Origin of the sequence: Microbacterium sp. RG1, assembly GCF_005347485.1 — a bacterium.
GTDB lineage: Bacteria > Actinomycetota > Actinomycetes > Actinomycetales > Microbacteriaceae > Microbacterium > Microbacterium binotii_A.
On record NZ_CP034121.1, the window covers coordinates 913,675 to 930,191 of the forward strand.

Sequence of the window (16,517 nt, forward strand, 5' to 3'; positions counted from 1 at the left end):
CTTCCCGAGAGTTTCCCCATGCTGAGAATCGCCGTGCCCAACAAGGGCTCCCTTTCCGAGACCGCGGCGGCCATGCTCGCCGAGGCGGGCTACAAGGGCCGTCGCGATCCCAAGGATCTGCACGCCATCGACCCGCTCAACGACGTCGAGTTCTTCTATCTGCGCCCCAAGGACATCGCCACCTACGTCGGTTCGGGTGCGCTCGATGTCGGCATCACCGGTCGCGACCTGCTGCTGGACGCCCGCATGCCGGGCGCGCGTGAGATCGAGGCGCTCGGCTTCGGCGGCTCCACGTTCCGCTTCGCGGGCCCTCCCGGCCGCTTCACCGAGCTCGCCGACCTCGAGGGGATGCGGGTCGCCACCGCCTATCCCGGTCTCGTCGACGCCTACCTCGACGAGCACGGCGTCGCGGTCGACCTCGTGCCGCTCGACGGTGCGGTGGAGTCGGCCGTCGAGCTCGGTGTCGCCGATGCGGTGGCCGATGTCGTCTCCACCGGCACCACGCTCCGTCAGGCGGGGCTCGAGATCTTCGGACCTGTCCTTCTGGAGTCGGACGCGGTCCTGATCACCGGCGCGCAGGAGCCCGCAGGTCTCGAGACGTTGCTGCGCCGCCTGCGCGGCGTCATCGTCGCGCGCGAGTACGTGCTCATCGACTACGACCTGCCCGCCGACCTCGTCGACGACGCGATCGCCGTCGCCCCCGGCATCGAATCGCCGACGATCTCGCCGCTGCGGGACCCGTCGTGGGTGGCGGTGCGCGTCATGAGCCCGCGCAAGGGCGTGAACCAGGTCATGGATGCGCTCTACGCGATCGGTGCGAGGGCGATCCTCGTCACCGAGATCCACGCGGCGAGGCTCTGATGAGTCTGGTCTGCCGAGTCATCCCCTGCCTGGATGTGGCGGCGGGACGCGTCGTGAAGGGCGTGAACTTCGAGAACCTCCGCGACATGGGAGATCCCGTCGAGCTCGCACGGCTGTACTTCGAACAGGGCGCCGACGAGCTCACGTTCCTCGACGTGACGGCCACCGTCGACGAGCGGGCGACGACCTATGACGTCGTGCGCCGCACGGCGGAAGAGGTCTTCATCCCGTTGACGGTCGGTGGCGGCGTTCGCTCCGACGAGGACGTCGCGAGGCTGCTCGCGGTGGGCGCGGACAAGATCGGCGTCAACTCGGCAGCGATCGCGCGCCCTGCCCTGATCGACGAGATCGCCGACCGCTTCGGCGCCCAGGTGCTCGTGCTCTCGCTGGACGTCAAGCGCGCCGAGGGGATGCCCTCCGGGTTCGCCGTCACGACCCACGGCGGCCGCACTCTGACCAAGCTCGACGCGCTCGCGTGGGCGCGCGAGGCGATCGAACGCGGTGCGGGCGAGCTGCTGGTCAACTCGATCGACGCCGACGGGACGAAGAACGGCTTCGACCTCGAGCTCGTCGCCCTGATGCGGGAGATCTCCCGCGTGCCGGTCATCGCCTCCGGCGGCGCCGGGCACGTGGGTGACTTCGCGCCCGCGATCCGCGCCGGCGCCGACGCCGTGCTCGCCGCATCCGTCTTCCACTCGGGTCAACTCACGGTCGGCGACGTCAAGGATGCACTGGTCGACGACGGGATCGAGGTGCGGCGGTGAGCGAGAGCGTCGAAGAGCGCATCTCCCGGGTTCGTTTCAACGACCAGGGCTTGGTCGCCGCGATCGTGCAGCAGTGGGACACCCGCGAGGTGCTCATGATGGGCTGGATGGATGCGGAGGCACTGCGGCGCACGCTCACCTCCGGGCGCGCCACCTACTGGTCGCGGTCGCGGCAGGAGTACTGGCGCAAGGGCGACACCTCGGGGCACATCCAGGTCGTGCACGGCGCTCGTCTGGACTGCGACGGCGACGCCGTGCTGCTGTCCGTGGAACAGACCGGCCCCGCCTGCCACACCGGCACACGGACCTGCTTCGACGCGGACGATCTGGACCCCGTTCGAGGCGGCGAGTGATCCGTCGCGCGCGTTCGAGCGCGGTACTGGCGATCCTGGCGGCGGGGGCTGTGAGCACCCTGGCCGCCACGCAGACCTGGATCCACGTCGCGCTGACGGACGGCGCGGCCGCCGATGTCGCGGTCGCGGGAACGGCCGCCATCCCCGTGCTCACGCCGCTGAGTCTCGCTGTGCTCGCGCTGGGCGCTGCGCTGTCGATCGTCGGTCGGGTGCTCCGGATCGTCTTCGGCGCTCTGACGGTGGCTGCGGCGATCGGAATCGCGCTGCTCACGGCTCCCGTCGCCTTCGACGCGCCCGTCGACGCCTACGCCCCGAGCGTGACGGAGACCACCGGCATCACCGGCGACTCGTCGGTCGCGGCACTCGTCGCGAGCACGAGCGTCACAGGCTGGCCCATCGCCGCTCTCCTCGCCGCCGTCGTGCTGCTGGCGGCGGGTTCGTTCGTCCTCGTCACGGGGTGGCGCTGGCCGGGCGGAGGGCGCAGATACGACGCACCGCGCCGACGGGCAGGCACCGCCGACGACGCACCGCTGGACGCGATCGACTCGTGGGACGACCTCTCCCGCGGCGATGATCCGACCTTCCCCGACCCGCCCCGCTAGACTGGATCCGGCCGTCACGTGGCCGCACCCGAAGGAGAGACATGAGCAATTCCATCGACGACCCCGGCCACGGACACTCCCCGGCAGCCTGGACGGCCGTGGTGATCATGCTCGTCGCCGTCGCGCTGGGCACGGTGTTCTTCGTGCTCGACATGCCCGTGCTCGTGTGGGCGTCGGTCGGTCTGCTCGTCGTGGGTCTGATCACCGGGTGGGCTCTGGCCCGCGCCGGTTGGGGCGTCAACGGCCCCAAGTACGTCGCGAAAGAGCACTGATGGTGCTCGCCGACCTCACGGCCGGCGCAGTGGAGGATGCCCGCGAGCGAGAGTCGCGCATGCCTCTCGCGGTCGTGGAGCGCGCTGCGCTGGAACGTCCCGCTGCGCTCGACGCGCTCGCGGCACTCGCCCCCGCGGACCGCGTGAAGATCATCGCCGAGGTGAAGCGGGCGAGCCCGTCCCGCGGTGATCTGGCGGCGATCCCCGATCCCGCATTCCAGGCGTCCCGTTACGAAGAAGGCGGCGCCAGCGCGATCTCGGTGCTCACGGAGGGGCGCAAGTTCAAGGGCAGCCTCGCCGACCTCGAAGCCGTGCGCGAGCGCGTCTCGGTCCCGGTTCTGCGCAAGGACTTCATCGCCACGCCGTACCAGGTGCTCGAGGCCCGGGCGTCCGGGGCGGATCTGGTGCTGCTGATCGTCGCCGCCCTCGAGCAACCGCTCCTCGTGGAGCTTCACGAGCTCGTTCTCCAGCTCGGCATGACGCCGCTCGTGGAGACGCACTCTGCGGAAGAGCTGTCTCGCGCATCCGATCTCGGAGCACGTCTCATCGGGGTCAACGCGCGCAACCTCAGCACCTTCGAACTCGATCGCGATCTGTTCGGCCGTCTCGCCGATTCGTTCCCGAGCGATGCGATCAAGATCGCCGAGTCGGCGGTCCTCACTCCCGATGACGTGCGCCACTACCGCTCCGGCGGCGCGGACGTCGTCCTCATCGGCGAGGCTCTCGTGACATCGGAGCCGGTCGCGACCCTGCACGCTTTCCTGGAGGCTGGATCATGAGTCTGCGCGATGTCAAAGGACCCTTCTTCGGTCAGTACGGCGGGCGCTACATGCCCGAGTCGCTCATCGCCGCCATCGACGAACTGACCGCGGTCTACGAGTCCGCGATCGTCGATCCCGCCTTTCAGGCGGAGTTCGCGGAGCTGCTGCACTCCTACGCCGGACGTCCCTCTGTGCTCACCGAGGTGCCGCGGTTCGCCGCCCACGCGGGCGGCGGACGCGTGTTCCTCAAGCGCGAGGACCTCAACCACACCGGCTCGCACAAGATCAACAACGTCCTCGGTCAGGCGCTGCTCACCAAGCGCCTGGGCAAGACCCGCGTCATCGCGGAGACGGGCGCCGGCCAGCACGGCGTCGCGACCGCGACCGCGGCTGCGCTGTTCGGCTTCGAGTGCACGATCTACATGGGCGAGGTCGACACGGAGCGGCAGGCCCTGAACGTTGCGCGGATGCGGCTGCTGGGCGCCGAGGTCATCCCGGTCACGACAGGCTCGCGCACCCTCAAGGACGCCATCAACGAGGCGTACCGTGACTGGGTGGCGAGCGTCGAGACGACGAACTACATCTTCGGCACCGCGGCGGGGCCGCATCCGTTCCCCGCCCTCGTGCGCGACTTCCAGAAGATCATCGGCGAGGAGGCGCGCGCACAGCTCCTCGAGCAGGTAGGCCGGCTTCCCGACGCCGTGTTCGCGTGCGTCGGTGGCGGCTCGAACGCGATCGGCATGTTCGACGCGTTCCTCGACGACGAGTCGGTCGCCCTCTACGGCGTCGAAGCGGCGGGTGACGGGGTCGACACCCCGAAGCACGCAGCCTCCATCGAACGCGGTCGTGCGGGCATCCTGCACGGCGCCAAGACCTATGTGCTCCAGGACGAGGACGGCCAGACCGTCGAGTCCCACTCGATTTCGGCGGGCCTGGACTACCCGGGTGTCGGCCCCGAGCATGCGTGGCTGGCCGACATCGGTCGTGCCTCCTACATCCCTGCCACCGACGACGAGGCCATGCAGGCGCTGCGTCTGCTCTCGCGCACCGAGGGCATCATCCCCGCCATCGAGTCCGCGCACGCGCTGGCGGGCGCGTTGCGCATCGGTAAGGAGCTGGGCCCCGACGCGGTCATCGCCATCAACCTGTCCGGTCGCGGTGACAAGGACATGGACACCGCCGCCCGCTACTTCGACCTCTACGACGCCGCGGGCGATGAGGGGTCGCCGGTCGACGTGCCGCCGTCGTCCGACGAGGCAAAGGGAGAGGGGACCGAGCTGTGAGCTCACGCGTCGCAGCGGCCATCGAGGCCGCCCACGCCGAAGGACGGGGCGCGTTCGTCGGATACCTCCCGCTCGGTTTCCCCGACATCGCCACCAGCATCGAGGCGGCGGTCGTGCTCGCCGAGAACGGCGCCGACATCATCGAGCTCGGTCCGCCCTACTCCGACCCGGTGATGGACGGCCTGGTGATCCAGGAGGCGACACAGGCCGCGCTGGCCGCAGGCTTCCGCCTGCGCGACCTGTTCCCGGCGATCAAGGAGATCACGAGCCGCGTCGACGTTCCCGTCGTCGTGATGACGTACTGGAACCCCGTTTTCCAGTACGGCGTCGACCGATACGCCGACGACCTGCTCGCGGCCGGGGGAGCGGGACTCATCACCCCCGACATCACTCCCGAGGCGGCTGCCGAGTGGATCGCAGCGAGCGAGCGGACGGGACTCGACCGCATCTTCCTCGCCGCACCCACCTCGAGCGACGAGCGGCTCGAGCTCGTCGTGCAGAACTCGACCGGGTTCGTCTACACGGTCTCGACGATGGGGATCACCGGGGAGCGCGCCGAACTGGATGCGGCCGCTCGCACACTCGTGGCGCGACTGCGCGAGAAGGGTGTCGAGCACGCCGCGGTCGGCATCGGGATCTCGAACGCGGACCAGGTCTCCGGCGTCCTGGAGTACGCCGACGGCGCGATCGTGGGAACCGCCCTGGTGCGGGCCCTTCGTGACGGCGGACTCGAGGAGCTGGGGCGCACCGCCCGGGCCCTCGCCGACGGCACGCGTCGCTGAACCGGGTTCGCGGGGTGGGCGCTGTTCGCGTAGCGTCGCGCAGGTGGGCTCCTCCACGACCCCCTTGTCGCTCCCGCTGTACGGAGCATCTTGGCCGCAGGCGATCGCGCGCTACTTCCTCAAGTACGCGACGTTCGCGGGCCGGGCGAGCCGCAGCGAGTTCTGGTGGTGGGTGCTGACGAACGCCCTCGTCGGGATCGGATTCCAGATCGTCTCGACCGCCGCCGGCGACCCGTTGACCTTCTCCGCGTGGCCCGCGCCCTACGTGGTGTGGAACGGCGCGCAATCCGACGCCGGCGTGACGACGATCATCGGGGCCATCGCCGCGCTCTACTCCCTGGTCACGCTGCTGCCCGGTCTCGCGCTCACCTGGCGCCGTCTGCACGACACCGACCGCAGCGGGCTCTGGTTCTTCATCCTGCTGATCCCGCTGATCGGCGCGATCGTCCTCCTGGTGTTCACGATTGAGCGTTCCCGACCCGAGGGCGCGCGCTTCGACAGGTATCCCTGAGCGCGCACGAGCGCACCATCGACGCCTTTAGACTCGTCGTCATGACGTTCGCCCTCACGAGCGCGCCCGCAGGCGTGCTCGCCAGCATCCCGAGCCCTCCGATCAACGGATTCAACCTGTGGCCGGGCGGCCCGGAGATCCGCTTCTACGCGCTGTGCATCATCGCCGGCATCGTCGTGGCCACCATCCTCACGAACAGGCGCCTGACCAAGCGCGGCGGCGAGCCCTGGGTCGTCGTGGACATCGCGCTGTTCGCGATTCCGCTCGCGCTCATCGGCGCCCGAGCCTTCCACGTGCTCACGCACCCGGGGTTCTACTTCGGTGACGGCAAGAACACCTGGAATCCCTTCGAGCCGGGTTCCGTGTGGGCCATCTGGGAGGGCGGCATCGCGATCTACGGCGCCCTCATCGGCGGCGCGGTCGGCGCGCTCATCGGCTGTCGCTGGACGGGGATCCGGTTCTGGAGCTTCGCCGACGCTCTCGCTCCCGGGCTCATCATCGCCCAGGCGATGGGCCGATTCGGCAACTACTTCAACCAGGAGCTGTTCGGTCAGCCGACCGACGGGTGGTGGGGCCTGGAGATCGCCCGGCCGAACGACGCGATCCCCGTGGGACTGCCAGAGGGCACGCTTTTCCAGCCGACCTTCCTCTACGAGGTGATCTGGAATCTCCTGGGCGCGGCCGTCATCCTGTGGGCAGGAAAGCGTTTCACGCTCCAGTGGGGTCGTCAGTTCGGTCTCTACCTCGTCTGGTACTCGGCGGGCCGAATCGTCTGGGAGAACATCCGTATCGACCCGAGCGAGGTGTTCCTCGGACTGCGCTCGAACGTGTGGGCGGCCATCCTCGGCGTCATCCTGGGTCTCGTCATCCTGGTCGTCCAGAAGGTACGTCACACAGGCCTCGAGGCCTCGCCGTACCGGCCCGGTCGCGAGTGGGTGGACAAGTCGGCTGTACAATCGCAGAACACCGAGGACTTCGTCGATGTGAGCGCACCCCCCGCCGACGAAACCATCACCACTGGCAGCGCCACAAGCACCGCCGCCAAGTAACTCTCCGGGCCGACGTCGTCCCAGCAACAGCAACAATCGAGGACGGTTGGTATGGCTTCGAGCCCCCGTCACAGCGCCCCCGGATCTGCGGGCTTCGGCGCCTTCCCTGCCAAGCAGGGCATGTACAACCCCGCGTTCGAGAAGGACGCGTGTGGTCTGGCCATGGTCGCGACCCTTCGCGGCGAGGCGGGCCACGACATCATCGATCTCGCCCTGACGGCGCTTCGCAATCTGGAGCACCGCGGCGCGATCGGCTCCGACGCAGGCACGGGCGACGGCGCGGGCATCCTCACGCAGATGCCGGACGCGTTCCTGCGCGCTGTCGTGGACTTCGACCTGCCGCCGGTGGGGGAGTACGCGGCCGGTCTCGCGTTCCTGCCGCGCGACGGTGAGGAGCGCGCCGCGCAGAAGGCCGGCATTGAGCGCATCGCCGCGAGCGAGAACCTCGTGGTGCTCGGCTGGCGCGAGGTGCCCACGGAGGAGGAGCATCTCGGCAAGCTGGCGCTCGAGGCGCGCCCGGCGTTCGAGCAACTGTTCCTTTCCCGCCCGGCCGTGGGAGACGCGCCCGCGCTCAGTGGCATCGACCTGGATCGTCGGGTGTTCCGTCTGCGCAAGCGCGCCCGCAACGAGCTCGACGCGTACTTCGTCTCGCTGTCCAGTCGCACGCTCGGATACAAGGGCATGGTCACGACCCTGCAGCTCGAGCCGTTCTATCCCGACCTGCAGGACGAGCGTTTCGCGTCCGAGCTCGCGGTCGTCCACTCCCGCTACTCGACCAACACGTTCCCGTCGTGGCCGCTCGCGCAGCCGCTGCGGATGGTCGCGCACAACGGCGAGATCAACACGGTCAACGGCAACCGCAACTGGATGCGTGCGCGCCAGTCGCAGCTCGAGTCCGAGGTGCTCGGCGACATCCGTCCGCTTCTGCCGATCTGCACCGACGGAGCGAGTGACTCCGCGTCGTTCGATGAGGTGCTGGAGCTTCTCACGCTGACCGGCCGGAGCCTGCCGCACGCCATCATGATGATGGTCCCGGAAGCGTACGAGAAGCAGCCCGACATGGACCCGAAGCTGCGCTCGTTCTACGAGTACCACTCCATGCAGATGGAGCCCTGGGACGGTCCGGCCGCGCTGATCTTCACGGACGGCACCGTGGTGGGCGCCACCCTCGACCGCAACGGTCTTCGTCCGGGACGTTGGACGGAGACGACAGATGGACTCGTCGTCATCGGCAGCGAGACCGGCGTGCTCGACTTCGAGCCCGAGCGCATCAAGCGCCGCGGCCGGCTGCGGCCCGGTCGGATGTTCCTCGTCGACACGGCCCAGCGCCGCATCATCGAGGATGACGAGATCAAGAACGAGCTCGCGACGCTCCAGCCTTGGCAGGAGTGGCTGGATGCGGGGCGCGTGCGCCTGTCCGAGCTTCCCGAGCGCGAGCACATCGTGCATCCCATCGCCTCCATCACGCGGCGTCAGCGCACCTTCGGCTACACGGAGGAGGAGGTCCGCATCCTCCTGACGCCCATGGGGCAGACGGGCGCGGAGCCGCTGGGTGCGATGGGCAGCGACACGCCCGTCGCGGTCCTGAGCGAGCGTCCCCGGCTCCTGTTCGACTACTTCACCCAGCAGTTCGCGCAGGTGACCAACCCGCCGCTGGACTCGATTCGTGAAGAGGTCGTGACCTCGCTCTCGCTGGGCCTCGGCCCCGAGCCGAACCTGCTGAGCTGGGGTGCGGAGCACGCGCGCACCGTCACCCTCGACTTCCCGGTGATCGACAACGACGAGCTCGCGAAGATCCAGCACATCGACACGGCGCTGCCGGGGCGCACCTCCGCCACCATCCGCGGCCTGTACCGCGTGCAGGCCGGCGCGAAGGGGATGGAGAAGCGCCTGACGCAGATGTGCGCCGAGGTCGACCGTGCCATCGAGGACGGTGCCGAGTTCATCGTGCTCAGCGACCGCGATTCCAACGCGGATCTGGCCCCCATCCCGTCGCTGCTCATGCTCGCCGCGGTGCACCACCACCTCATCCGCAACCAGACCCGCATGAAGGTCGGCCTCGTGGTCGAGGCGGGCGACGTGCGCGAGGTGCACCACGTGGCGACCCTCATCGGCTACGGCGCCTCCGCGGTGAACCCCTACCTCGCGATGGAGAGCGTCGAGTACCTCGTGCGCGCCGGGTTCATCACGGGCATCTCGCCCGAGAAGGCGGTCAAGAACCTGATCAAGGCGCTCGGCAAGGGCGTGCTGAAGATCATGTCGAAGATGGGCATCTCCACGGTCTCGTCCTATGCGGGGGCCCAGGTCTTCGAGGCGGTCGGACTGTCCGAGGAGTTCATCGCGTCGTACTTCACCGGTACCGAGTCGAAGCTCGGCGGCGTCGGCCTGGACGTCATCGCCGCCGAGAACGCGGCACGCCATGCGTTCGCGTATCCGGAGGATGCGGCAGCCCGCGCGCACGAGCGGTTGTGGACCGGCGGTGAGTACCAGTGGCGTCGCGACGGTTCGCCGCACCTGTTCAACCCGGACACGGTGTTCCGTCTGCAGCATGCGACGCGTGAGCGCCGTTACGACATCTTCCGGGAGTACACGAAGCTCGTGGACGACCAGGCGAGCGAGCTCAAGACGCTGCGCGGGATGTTCGGCCTGCGCACGGGCGTGCGGCCTCCTGTGCCGATCGATGAGGTCGAGCCGATCTCGTCGATCGTGAAGCGCTTTTCCACCGGAGCGATGAGCTACGGCTCGATCTCGAAGGAAGCACACGAGACCCTCGCGATCGCGATGAACCGTATCGGCGGCAAGTCGAACACCGGCGAGGGCGGCGAAGACGTCGAGCGTCTGCTCGACCCGGAGCGGCGCAGCGCGATCAAGCAGGTGGCGTCGGGCCGCTTCGGTGTCACGAGCCTGTACCTCACCGAGGCCGACGACATCCAGATCAAGCTCGCTCAGGGTGCGAAGCCCGGCGAGGGTGGACAGCTGCCCCCGCAGAAGGTGTACCCCTGGGTCGCGCGCACCCGCGGCGGGACACCCGGTGTCGGGCTCATCTCGCCGCCGCCGCATCACGACATCTATTCGATCGAAGACCTCAAGCAGCTCATCTTCGACCTCAAGCGGGCGAACCCGTCGGCTCGGGTGCATGCGAAGCTCGTGAGCCAGTCGGGCATCGGCGCGGTCGCGGCAGGCACGGCGAAGGCCCTGGCCGACGTCATCCTGGTCTCCGGCTTCGACGGTGGGACGGGCGCCAGCCCGCTCAACTCCCTCAAGCACGCCGGCACGCCGTGGGAGCTGGGTCTCGCGGAGACGCAGCAGACGCTCATGCTCAACGGCATGCGCGATCGCGTGGTCGTGCAGGTCGACGGACAGCTCAAGACCGGCCGCGACGTGATCATCGGTGCGCTGCTGGGCGCCGAGGAGTTCGGATTCGCGACCGCACCGCTCGTGGTCTCCGGCTGCATCATGATGCGCGTGTGCCATCTCGACACCTGCCCGGTGGGAGTCGCGACGCAGAACCCGGTTCTGCGTGAGCGTTTCACCGGCAAGCCCGAGTTCGTCGTGAACTTCATGGAGTTCATCGCTCAGGAGGTGCGCGAGTACCTCGCCGAGCTCGGCTTCCGCTCGCTCGACGAGGCGATCGGTCACAACGAACTGCTGGACGTCAACGGCGCGATCGAGCACTGGAAGGCGAGCGGTCTCGATCTGGCTCCCGTCCTGGAGGGCCCCGCGTTCGCCGACGACGAGCCGCGACGGAACGCCCGTGAGCAGCTGCACGAGCTGGAGAAGCACTTCGACGTCGCGCTCATCGAGCGTGCGCAGGACGTCATCGCGCACGGCGGAACGGTCGAGATCACCCTGCCGGTGCGCAACACCGAGCGTGCCGTGGGCACGATGCTGGGTCACCACGTCACGAAGGCGCGCGGTGCGAACGGGCTGCCCAGCGGTTCGATCGTCGTGAACCTCACCGGATCCGCCGGCCAGTCCTTCGGCGCCTTCATGCCGTCGGGGATCACGCTGCGCCTCGAGGGCGACTCGAACGACTACGTCGGCAAGGGGCTCTCGGGCGGTCAGATCGTGGTTCGTCCGCCTCGCGGGTCGAGCTTCGACGCCTCGCAGAACGTCATCGCGGGCAATGTCATCGGCTACGGAGCGACCCAGGGCACCATGTTCCTGCGCGGTGTCGTGGGCGAGCGCTTCCTGGTGCGCAACTCGGGTGCGACCGCTGTCGTGGAGGGCGTGGGGGACCACGCGCTCGAGTACATGACCGGCGGTCTCGCCGTCATCCTCGGAACGACCGGCCGCAACCTCGGCGCGGGGATGTCGGGCGGCACGGCCTACGTGTACCGCCTGGACGAGAACCTGGTGAACCGCGAGTCGCTCGCCTCCGGCGAGCTCGAGCTGGGGGAGCTGGGATCCGGCGACGCCGCGATCCTGCGGGACCTGCTCGAACGCCACGCCGCGGAGACGGACTCGTCTCTGGCGGCATCGCTCCTCGAAGACTTCGAGGAGGAAGTGAAGAACTTCGTGCGGGTGATGCCGCGCGATTACGCAGCGGTGCTGCAGACCCGCGAGGAGGCGTTGGCGGAGGGGCTCGACCCCGACGGCGACATCGTGTGGAGCCGCATCATGGAGGTGACCGGTGGCTGACCCCAAGGGCTTTTTGAAGGTGACCGAGCGGGAGCTGCCCGCGCGGCGTCCCGTTCCCGTGCGCATCATGGACTGGAAAGAGGTCTATGAGCCCGGGGACTCGGCAGTGCTGCGCCGCCAGGCCGGTCGATGCATGGACTGCGGCATCCCGTTCTGCCACAAGGGATGCCCGCTGGGAAACCTCATCCCCGAGTGGAACGACCTGACCTGGCGCGGTGAGGGACGCAGCGCGATCGAGCGACTGCACGCGACCAACAACTTCCCGGAGTTCACGGGACGGCTGTGCCCCGCACCCTGCGAGAGCGCGTGCGTGCTGGGTATCAACCAGCCGGCCGTGACCATCAAGCAGGTCGAGGTGTCGATCATCGACGAGGCCTTCTCGCACGGCTGGGTCGAGCCGGAGCCGCCGGAGCGGCTCACCGGCAAGACGGTCGCCGTCGTCGGCTCCGGACCCGCGGGCCTCGCCGCGGCTCAGCAGCTGACCCGGGCCGGTCACACCGTCGCGGTGTTCGAGCGTGACGACCGCATCGGCGGTCTGTTGCGCTACGGCATCCCCGACTTCAAGATGGAGAAGCGTCACCTGGAGCTCCGCCTTCGTCAGATGCAGGACGAGGGAACGAGGTTCCGCGCCGGCGTCGAGATCGGACGCGACATCACGTGGGACGACCTGCGCAGCCGGTACGACGCTGTCGTCGTCGCGACCGGCTCCACGGTGCCGCGCGATCTCTCCATCCCGGGTCGTGACCTGGCGGGTGTGCACTTCGCGATGGAGTACCTGGTCGAGTCGAACCGCGCGGTCGCGGGGGAGAAGCTCCACACCCAGATCAGGGCCGAGGGCAAGCACGTCGTCGTCATCGGCGGTGGCGACACCGGCGCCGACTGCATCGGCACCGCGCACCGTCAGGGCGCGCTGAGCGTGACGAACCTCGCCATCGGCAAGCAGCCTCCCGCATCCCGCCCGGATGCGCAGCCCTGGCCGACCACGCCCACGATCTTCGAGGTGCAGTCCGCGCACGAGGAGGGTGGCGAACGGGTCTTCCTGGCCTCCACCGTCGAGTTCCTCTCGAACGAGGTGGGGGAGGTGCGCGCACTGCGCGTGGCCGAGACGGAGTTCGTCGACGGGCGCCGCGTGCCCAAGAGCGGCACCGAGCGGGAGATCCCGGCCGACCTGGTGCTCATCGCGATGGGCTTCACGGGCCCGGAGCGCACGGAGCTCGAGGGCCAGCTGCAGACGCAGTTCACCTCGCGCGGCAACCTCGAGCGCGACGACGCGTACCAGACGACCACGCCCGGCGTGTTCGTGGCCGGTGACGCGGGGCGCGGCCAGTCGCTCATCGTGTGGGCGATCGCCGAAGGGCGTGCGGCGGCCGCATCCGTGGACCGCTACCTGATGGGTTCGACGGCATTGCCCGCTCCGGTACGGCCCACCGATATCGCGATCGGGTTGCAGCCCGCGTAGGCTGAACCTGCATCCCCTTCATCGCTAAAAGACCCGGAGTTCGAACTCGGATGAGACGCGCGAAAATCGTCGCAACCCTAGGCCCGGCAACTTCCTCCTACGAGATGGTCCGCGCGATCATCGACGCAGGTGTGAACGTCGCCCGCCTCAACCTCAGTCACGGTGACTATTCGGTCCACGACGCGAACTTCGCGAACGTGCGCCGTGCCGCAGAGGACGCCGGCTCCGCCGTCGCGATCCTCGTCGACCTGCAGGGGCCCAAGATCCGCCTCGGCAAGTTCGCCGATGGCCCCCACGAGCTCGCCGTGGGTGACATCTTCAAGATCACGGTCGAGGACATCCTCGGTACCAAGGAGATCGTCTCGACGACCTTCAAGGGACTGCCGCAGGACGTCAAGCCCGGTGACTTCCTCCTGATCGATGACGGCAAGGTGCGTGTCGAGGTCGTCGAGACCGACGGCACCGTCGTCACGACGAAGGTCATCGTCGCCGGCCCCGTCTCGAACAACAAGGGCATCAACCTGCCCGGCGTGGCCGTCAACGTGCCCGCGCTGTCGGAGAAGGACGAGGCCGATCTTCGCTGGGGCCTGAACGCGGGCGCGGACATCATCGCGCTGTCGTTCGTCCGCAACGCCGAAGACGTCAACCGCGTGCACGAGATCATGGCGGAAGAGGGTCGGCGCGTGCCGGTCATCGCCAAGATCGAGAAGCCGCAGGCGGTCGACAACCTCGAGGAGATCATCGACGCCTTCGACGGCATCATGGTCGCTCGCGGCGACCTCGGTGTGGAGCTTCCGCTGGAGGCCGTCCCGATCGTGCAGAAGCGCGCGGTCGAGCTGTGCCGTCGGATGGCGAAGCCGGTCATCGTGGCCACGCAGATGCTCGAGTCCATGATCGAGAACCCGGTTCCGACCCGCGCCGAGACGAGCGACGTCGCCAACGCCGTGCTCGACGGCGCGGATGCGGTCATGCTCTCCGGCGAGACGAGCGTCGGCAAGTACCCGGTCGGCGTCGTCGAGACGATGGCGCGCATCGTGGCCTCCACGGAGGAGCACGGTCTCGACCGCATCGCCCCGCTGAACACCAAGCCGCGCACGCAGGGTGGTGCGATCACCCTCGCCGCGATGGAGGTCGCTCAGTTCGTCGAGGCGAGCTGGCTCTGCATCTTCACCGAGTCGGGCGACACCGCGCGTCGCATGTCGCGCCTGCGTCCCAGCATCCCGATGATGGCCTTCACGCCGGACCCGGCGATCCGTCGCCGCATGGCGGTCACGTGGGGCATCCAGTCCGCGCTGGTGGAGCACGTGCCGCACACCGACCACATGTTCATGCAGGTCGATGAGTTCTTCCTCTCCAAGGGCCTGGCGAAGGAGGGTGACAAGGTCGTCGTGATCTCCGGTTCGCCTCCCGGAATCGCCGGCTCGACGAACGACATCCGCATCCACAAGATCGGCGACGCCGTCAACGGCCGCGCGCCGATCTGGTCGGGCGAGTAACCCGCGAGGTGCACAGAAGGGACCTTCCCCGTTGGGAGGGTCCCTTCTTCCGTGCGGCGCCGCGAGCGCTGTCGCCCCGCTCGGCTGCCGCTTGCGCACGCGTCGCGTCAAGCCCAGCGGTGCGTGTCTCAGCGGTTCACGTTCCGCGGCGCGTGGGCGTGCACAAGTGAGACACGGAACCGGCACCGCGCCCAGCCCAGCGGTGCGTGTCTCAGAAGCTCACGTTCCGCGGCGCGTGGACGTGCACGAGTGAGACACGGATGCGGGGGAGACCGCGTTGTGGTGGGTGCGGGTCTCCCACTTGGTGCCGGCGGTGGGAGTCGAACCCACACACCCTTTCGAGTAACCGAGTTTGAGTCGGTCGCGTCTGCCATTCCGCCACGCCGGCATCGGCCACTCACATGGCCGGGTACGACTTTATCGCACGGGTCGGTCGCTTCCCGCCGCCGGGCTGCCCGGTCTGCTCGAGCGATTTCCTCGGGGGCGGAAGATCGCCTCAACGCCCGGGGACTGCAGCATCCTGGGGGAGGGCGGTGTCGCATCCGGATGCGGAGTGGTCGCGTGCCGTAGGATTCAAAGGTGACTGAGCAGGAAACCGCCGCGACCAACCCGACCGCACCCCGCCGCGTGGTGGTGGCAGAGGACGAGTCGCTGATCCGCCTCGACATCGTCGAGATCCTCCGCGACAACGGCTTCGACGTCGTCGGTGAGGCCGGAGACGGTGAGACCGCCGTGCAGCTCGCCACCGATCTGCGTCCTGACCTCGTGATCATGGACGTCAAGATGCCGCAGCTCGACGGCATCAGCGCGGCGGAGAAGCTGAACAAGAACCACATCGCGCCGGTCGTCCTCCTCACGGCCTTCAGCCAGAAGGAGCTCGTGGAGCGCGCGAGCGAGGCCGGAGCGCTCGCCTACGTGGTGAAGCCGTTCACGCCGAACGACCTGCTGCCCGCGATCGAGATCGCCCTGGCCCGCTACGAGCAGATCATCACGCTCGAAGCAGAGGTCGCCGACATGGTCGAGCGCTTCGAGACCCGCAAGCTCGTCGACCGGGCCAAGGGCCTGCTGAACGAGAAGATGGGCTTGAGCGAGCCCGAGGCGTTCCGCTGGATCCAGAAGGCGTCGATGGACCGCCGCCTGACGATGCAGGACGTCGCGAAGGCGATCATCGAGCAGCTCGCCCCCAAGAAGTGAGGCGCGCCGCCTGATCCGATCGATCAGGCGATGCCTGCGGTGTCCTTCACGAGGTTGGTGATGCGCACGGTCGAGCAGCGGCGCCCCGCGTCGTCCGAGAGGACGATCTCGTGCACCATCAGGGTGCGTCCGACGTGCAGGGGAGTGCATACTCCCGTGACGTATCCGGATGTGGCGGAGCGCGTGTGCGTCGCATTGATGTCGACACCGACGGCGAGGCGCCCCGGGCCCGCGAGATAGTTCGCGTGCATCGACCCCAGCGATTCGCCGAGCACGACGTAGGCCCCTCCGTGGAAGAGGCCCACCGGCTGGGTGTTGCCTTCGACGGGCATCCGGGCGATCGCGCGCTCGGCGGTGAACTCGAGCCACTCGAGCCCCATCTTGTCGGCGAGAGCGCCCGTGCCGCGGCGCGTCACCCATTCCAGCGGATCGATCGTGTACTCGGGCGCGGTCATGCTGCTCCTGGGCTCCGGGGTGTCGTGTCCGCAG

The 16,517-nt window shown here is 68.6% G+C and carries 15 protein-coding genes and 1 tRNA gene; 14 read left to right on the top strand and 2 right to left on the bottom strand.

The genetic code is table 11. From position 1 onward, the window contains the following. The first annotated feature begins 18 nt into the window (after positions 1-18). Genes hisG through pyk form a run of 13 tightly spaced genes read left to right on the top strand, consistent with a single transcriptional unit; the run spans position 19 to position 14,834 of the window. On the top strand, positions 19-861 hold the full coding sequence (gene hisG, locus EHF32_RS04350) for an ATP phosphoribosyltransferase (protein WP_137416986.1): 843 nt from the start codon (positions 19-21) through the stop codon (positions 859-861). Then, positions 861-1,625, top strand: coding sequence for an imidazole glycerol phosphate synthase subunit HisF (gene hisF / locus EHF32_RS04355; RefSeq protein WP_137416987.1), 765 nt, complete (start codon positions 861-863; stop codon positions 1,623-1,625). Before hisG ends, hisF begins: the two co-directional genes overlap by 1 nt. Further along, the gene (gene hisI, locus EHF32_RS04360) at positions 1,622-1,978 is read left to right on the top strand and encodes a phosphoribosyl-AMP cyclohydrolase (RefSeq protein WP_137416988.1); all 357 of its coding nucleotides are present in this window, start codon (positions 1,622-1,624) and stop codon (positions 1,976-1,978) included. The genes hisF and hisI overlap by 4 nt, the downstream gene beginning before the upstream one ends. Beyond that, a complete protein-coding gene (locus EHF32_RS04365; RefSeq protein ID WP_137416989.1) occupies positions 1,975-2,580 on the top strand; it encodes a Trp biosynthesis-associated membrane protein in 606 nt (201 codons plus the stop codon). Before hisI ends, EHF32_RS04365 begins: the two co-directional genes overlap by 4 nt. Positions 2,581-2,621: 41 nt before the next feature. Next, on the top strand, positions 2,622-2,852 hold the full coding sequence (locus tag EHF32_RS04370) for a DUF6704 family protein (protein WP_137416990.1): 231 nt from the start codon (positions 2,622-2,624) through the stop codon (positions 2,850-2,852). 2 nt (positions 2,853-2,854) lie between these two features. Next, positions 2,855-3,631: an indole-3-glycerol phosphate synthase TrpC gene (gene trpC / locus EHF32_RS04375; protein WP_137419111.1), complete on the top strand. Its 777-nt coding sequence runs from the start codon at positions 2,855-2,857 to the stop codon at positions 3,629-3,631. Continuing rightward, complete coding sequence (gene trpB / locus EHF32_RS04380; RefSeq protein WP_137416991.1) at positions 3,628-4,896, top strand: tryptophan synthase subunit beta; 1,269 nt, start codon at positions 3,628-3,630, stop codon at positions 4,894-4,896. Before trpC ends, trpB begins: the two co-directional genes overlap by 4 nt. Next, the gene (gene trpA, locus EHF32_RS04385) at positions 4,893-5,678 is read left to right on the top strand and encodes a tryptophan synthase subunit alpha (RefSeq protein WP_137416992.1); all 786 of its coding nucleotides are present in this window, start codon (positions 4,893-4,895) and stop codon (positions 5,676-5,678) included. Before trpB ends, trpA begins: the two co-directional genes overlap by 4 nt. Before the next feature lie 43 nt (positions 5,679-5,721). Beyond that, positions 5,722-6,189: a DUF805 domain-containing protein gene (locus tag EHF32_RS04390; protein WP_137416993.1), complete on the top strand. Its 468-nt coding sequence runs from the start codon at positions 5,722-5,724 to the stop codon at positions 6,187-6,189. Between the two features lie 41 nt (positions 6,190-6,230). Next, positions 6,231-7,238, top strand: a complete 1,008-nt coding sequence (lgt, locus tag EHF32_RS04395; protein ID WP_137416994.1) for a prolipoprotein diacylglyceryl transferase — start codon at positions 6,231-6,233, stop codon at positions 7,236-7,238. A gap of 51 nt (positions 7,239-7,289) precedes the next feature. Next, positions 7,290-11,879: a glutamate synthase large subunit gene (gene gltB, locus EHF32_RS04400; RefSeq protein ID WP_137416995.1), complete on the top strand. Its 4,590-nt coding sequence runs from the start codon at positions 7,290-7,292 to the stop codon at positions 11,877-11,879. Further along, complete coding sequence (locus tag EHF32_RS04405) at positions 11,872-13,338, top strand: glutamate synthase subunit beta (protein WP_137416996.1); 1,467 nt, start codon at positions 11,872-11,874, stop codon at positions 13,336-13,338. Before gltB ends, EHF32_RS04405 begins: the two co-directional genes overlap by 8 nt. A gap of 50 nt (positions 13,339-13,388) precedes the next feature. Next, complete coding sequence (gene pyk, locus EHF32_RS04410; protein WP_137416997.1) at positions 13,389-14,834, top strand: pyruvate kinase; 1,446 nt, start codon at positions 13,389-13,391, stop codon at positions 14,832-14,834. A gap of 302 nt (positions 14,835-15,136) precedes the next feature. On the opposite strand, the gene EHF32_RS04415 is transcribed toward pyk, so the two are convergent. Further along, positions 15,137-15,222, bottom strand: a tRNA-Leu gene (locus EHF32_RS04415). 191 nt (positions 15,223-15,413) lie between these two features. Between EHF32_RS04415 and EHF32_RS04420 the strand changes: the two genes are divergently transcribed. Further along, the gene (locus EHF32_RS04420; RefSeq protein WP_137416998.1) at positions 15,414-16,028 is read left to right on the top strand and encodes an ANTAR domain-containing response regulator; all 615 of its coding nucleotides are present in this window, start codon (positions 15,414-15,416) and stop codon (positions 16,026-16,028) included. Between the two features lie 23 nt (positions 16,029-16,051). Here EHF32_RS04420 and EHF32_RS04425 read toward each other — a convergent pair whose 3' ends face one another. Beyond that, entirely contained in the window at positions 16,052-16,483 is a 432-nt protein-coding gene (locus EHF32_RS04425) for a hotdog fold thioesterase (protein WP_137416999.1), read from the bottom strand. Positions 16,484-16,517: the final 34 nt, after the last annotated feature.

Coding starts and splice junctions, on each gene's coding strand:
- hisG (WP_137416986.1), top strand. CDS start 19: ATGCTGAGAATCGCCGTGCCCAACAAGGGCTCCCTTTCCGAGACCGCG.
- hisF (WP_137416987.1), top strand. CDS start 861: ATGAGTCTGGTCTGCCGAGTCATCCCCTGCCTGGATGTGGCGGCGGGA.
- EHF32_RS04370 (WP_137416990.1), top strand. CDS start 2,622: ATGAGCAATTCCATCGACGACCCCGGCCACGGACACTCCCCGGCAGCC.
- trpB (WP_137416991.1), top strand. CDS start 3,628: ATGAGTCTGCGCGATGTCAAAGGACCCTTCTTCGGTCAGTACGGCGGG.
- lgt (WP_137416994.1), top strand. CDS start 6,231: ATGACGTTCGCCCTCACGAGCGCGCCCGCAGGCGTGCTCGCCAGCATC.
- gltB (WP_137416995.1), top strand. CDS start 7,290: ATGGCTTCGAGCCCCCGTCACAGCGCCCCCGGATCTGCGGGCTTCGGC.
- pyk (WP_137416997.1), top strand. CDS start 13,389: ATGAGACGCGCGAAAATCGTCGCAACCCTAGGCCCGGCAACTTCCTCC.
- EHF32_RS04425 (WP_137416999.1), bottom strand. CDS start 16,483: ATGACCGCGCCCGAGTACACGATCGATCCGCTGGAATGGGTGACGCGC.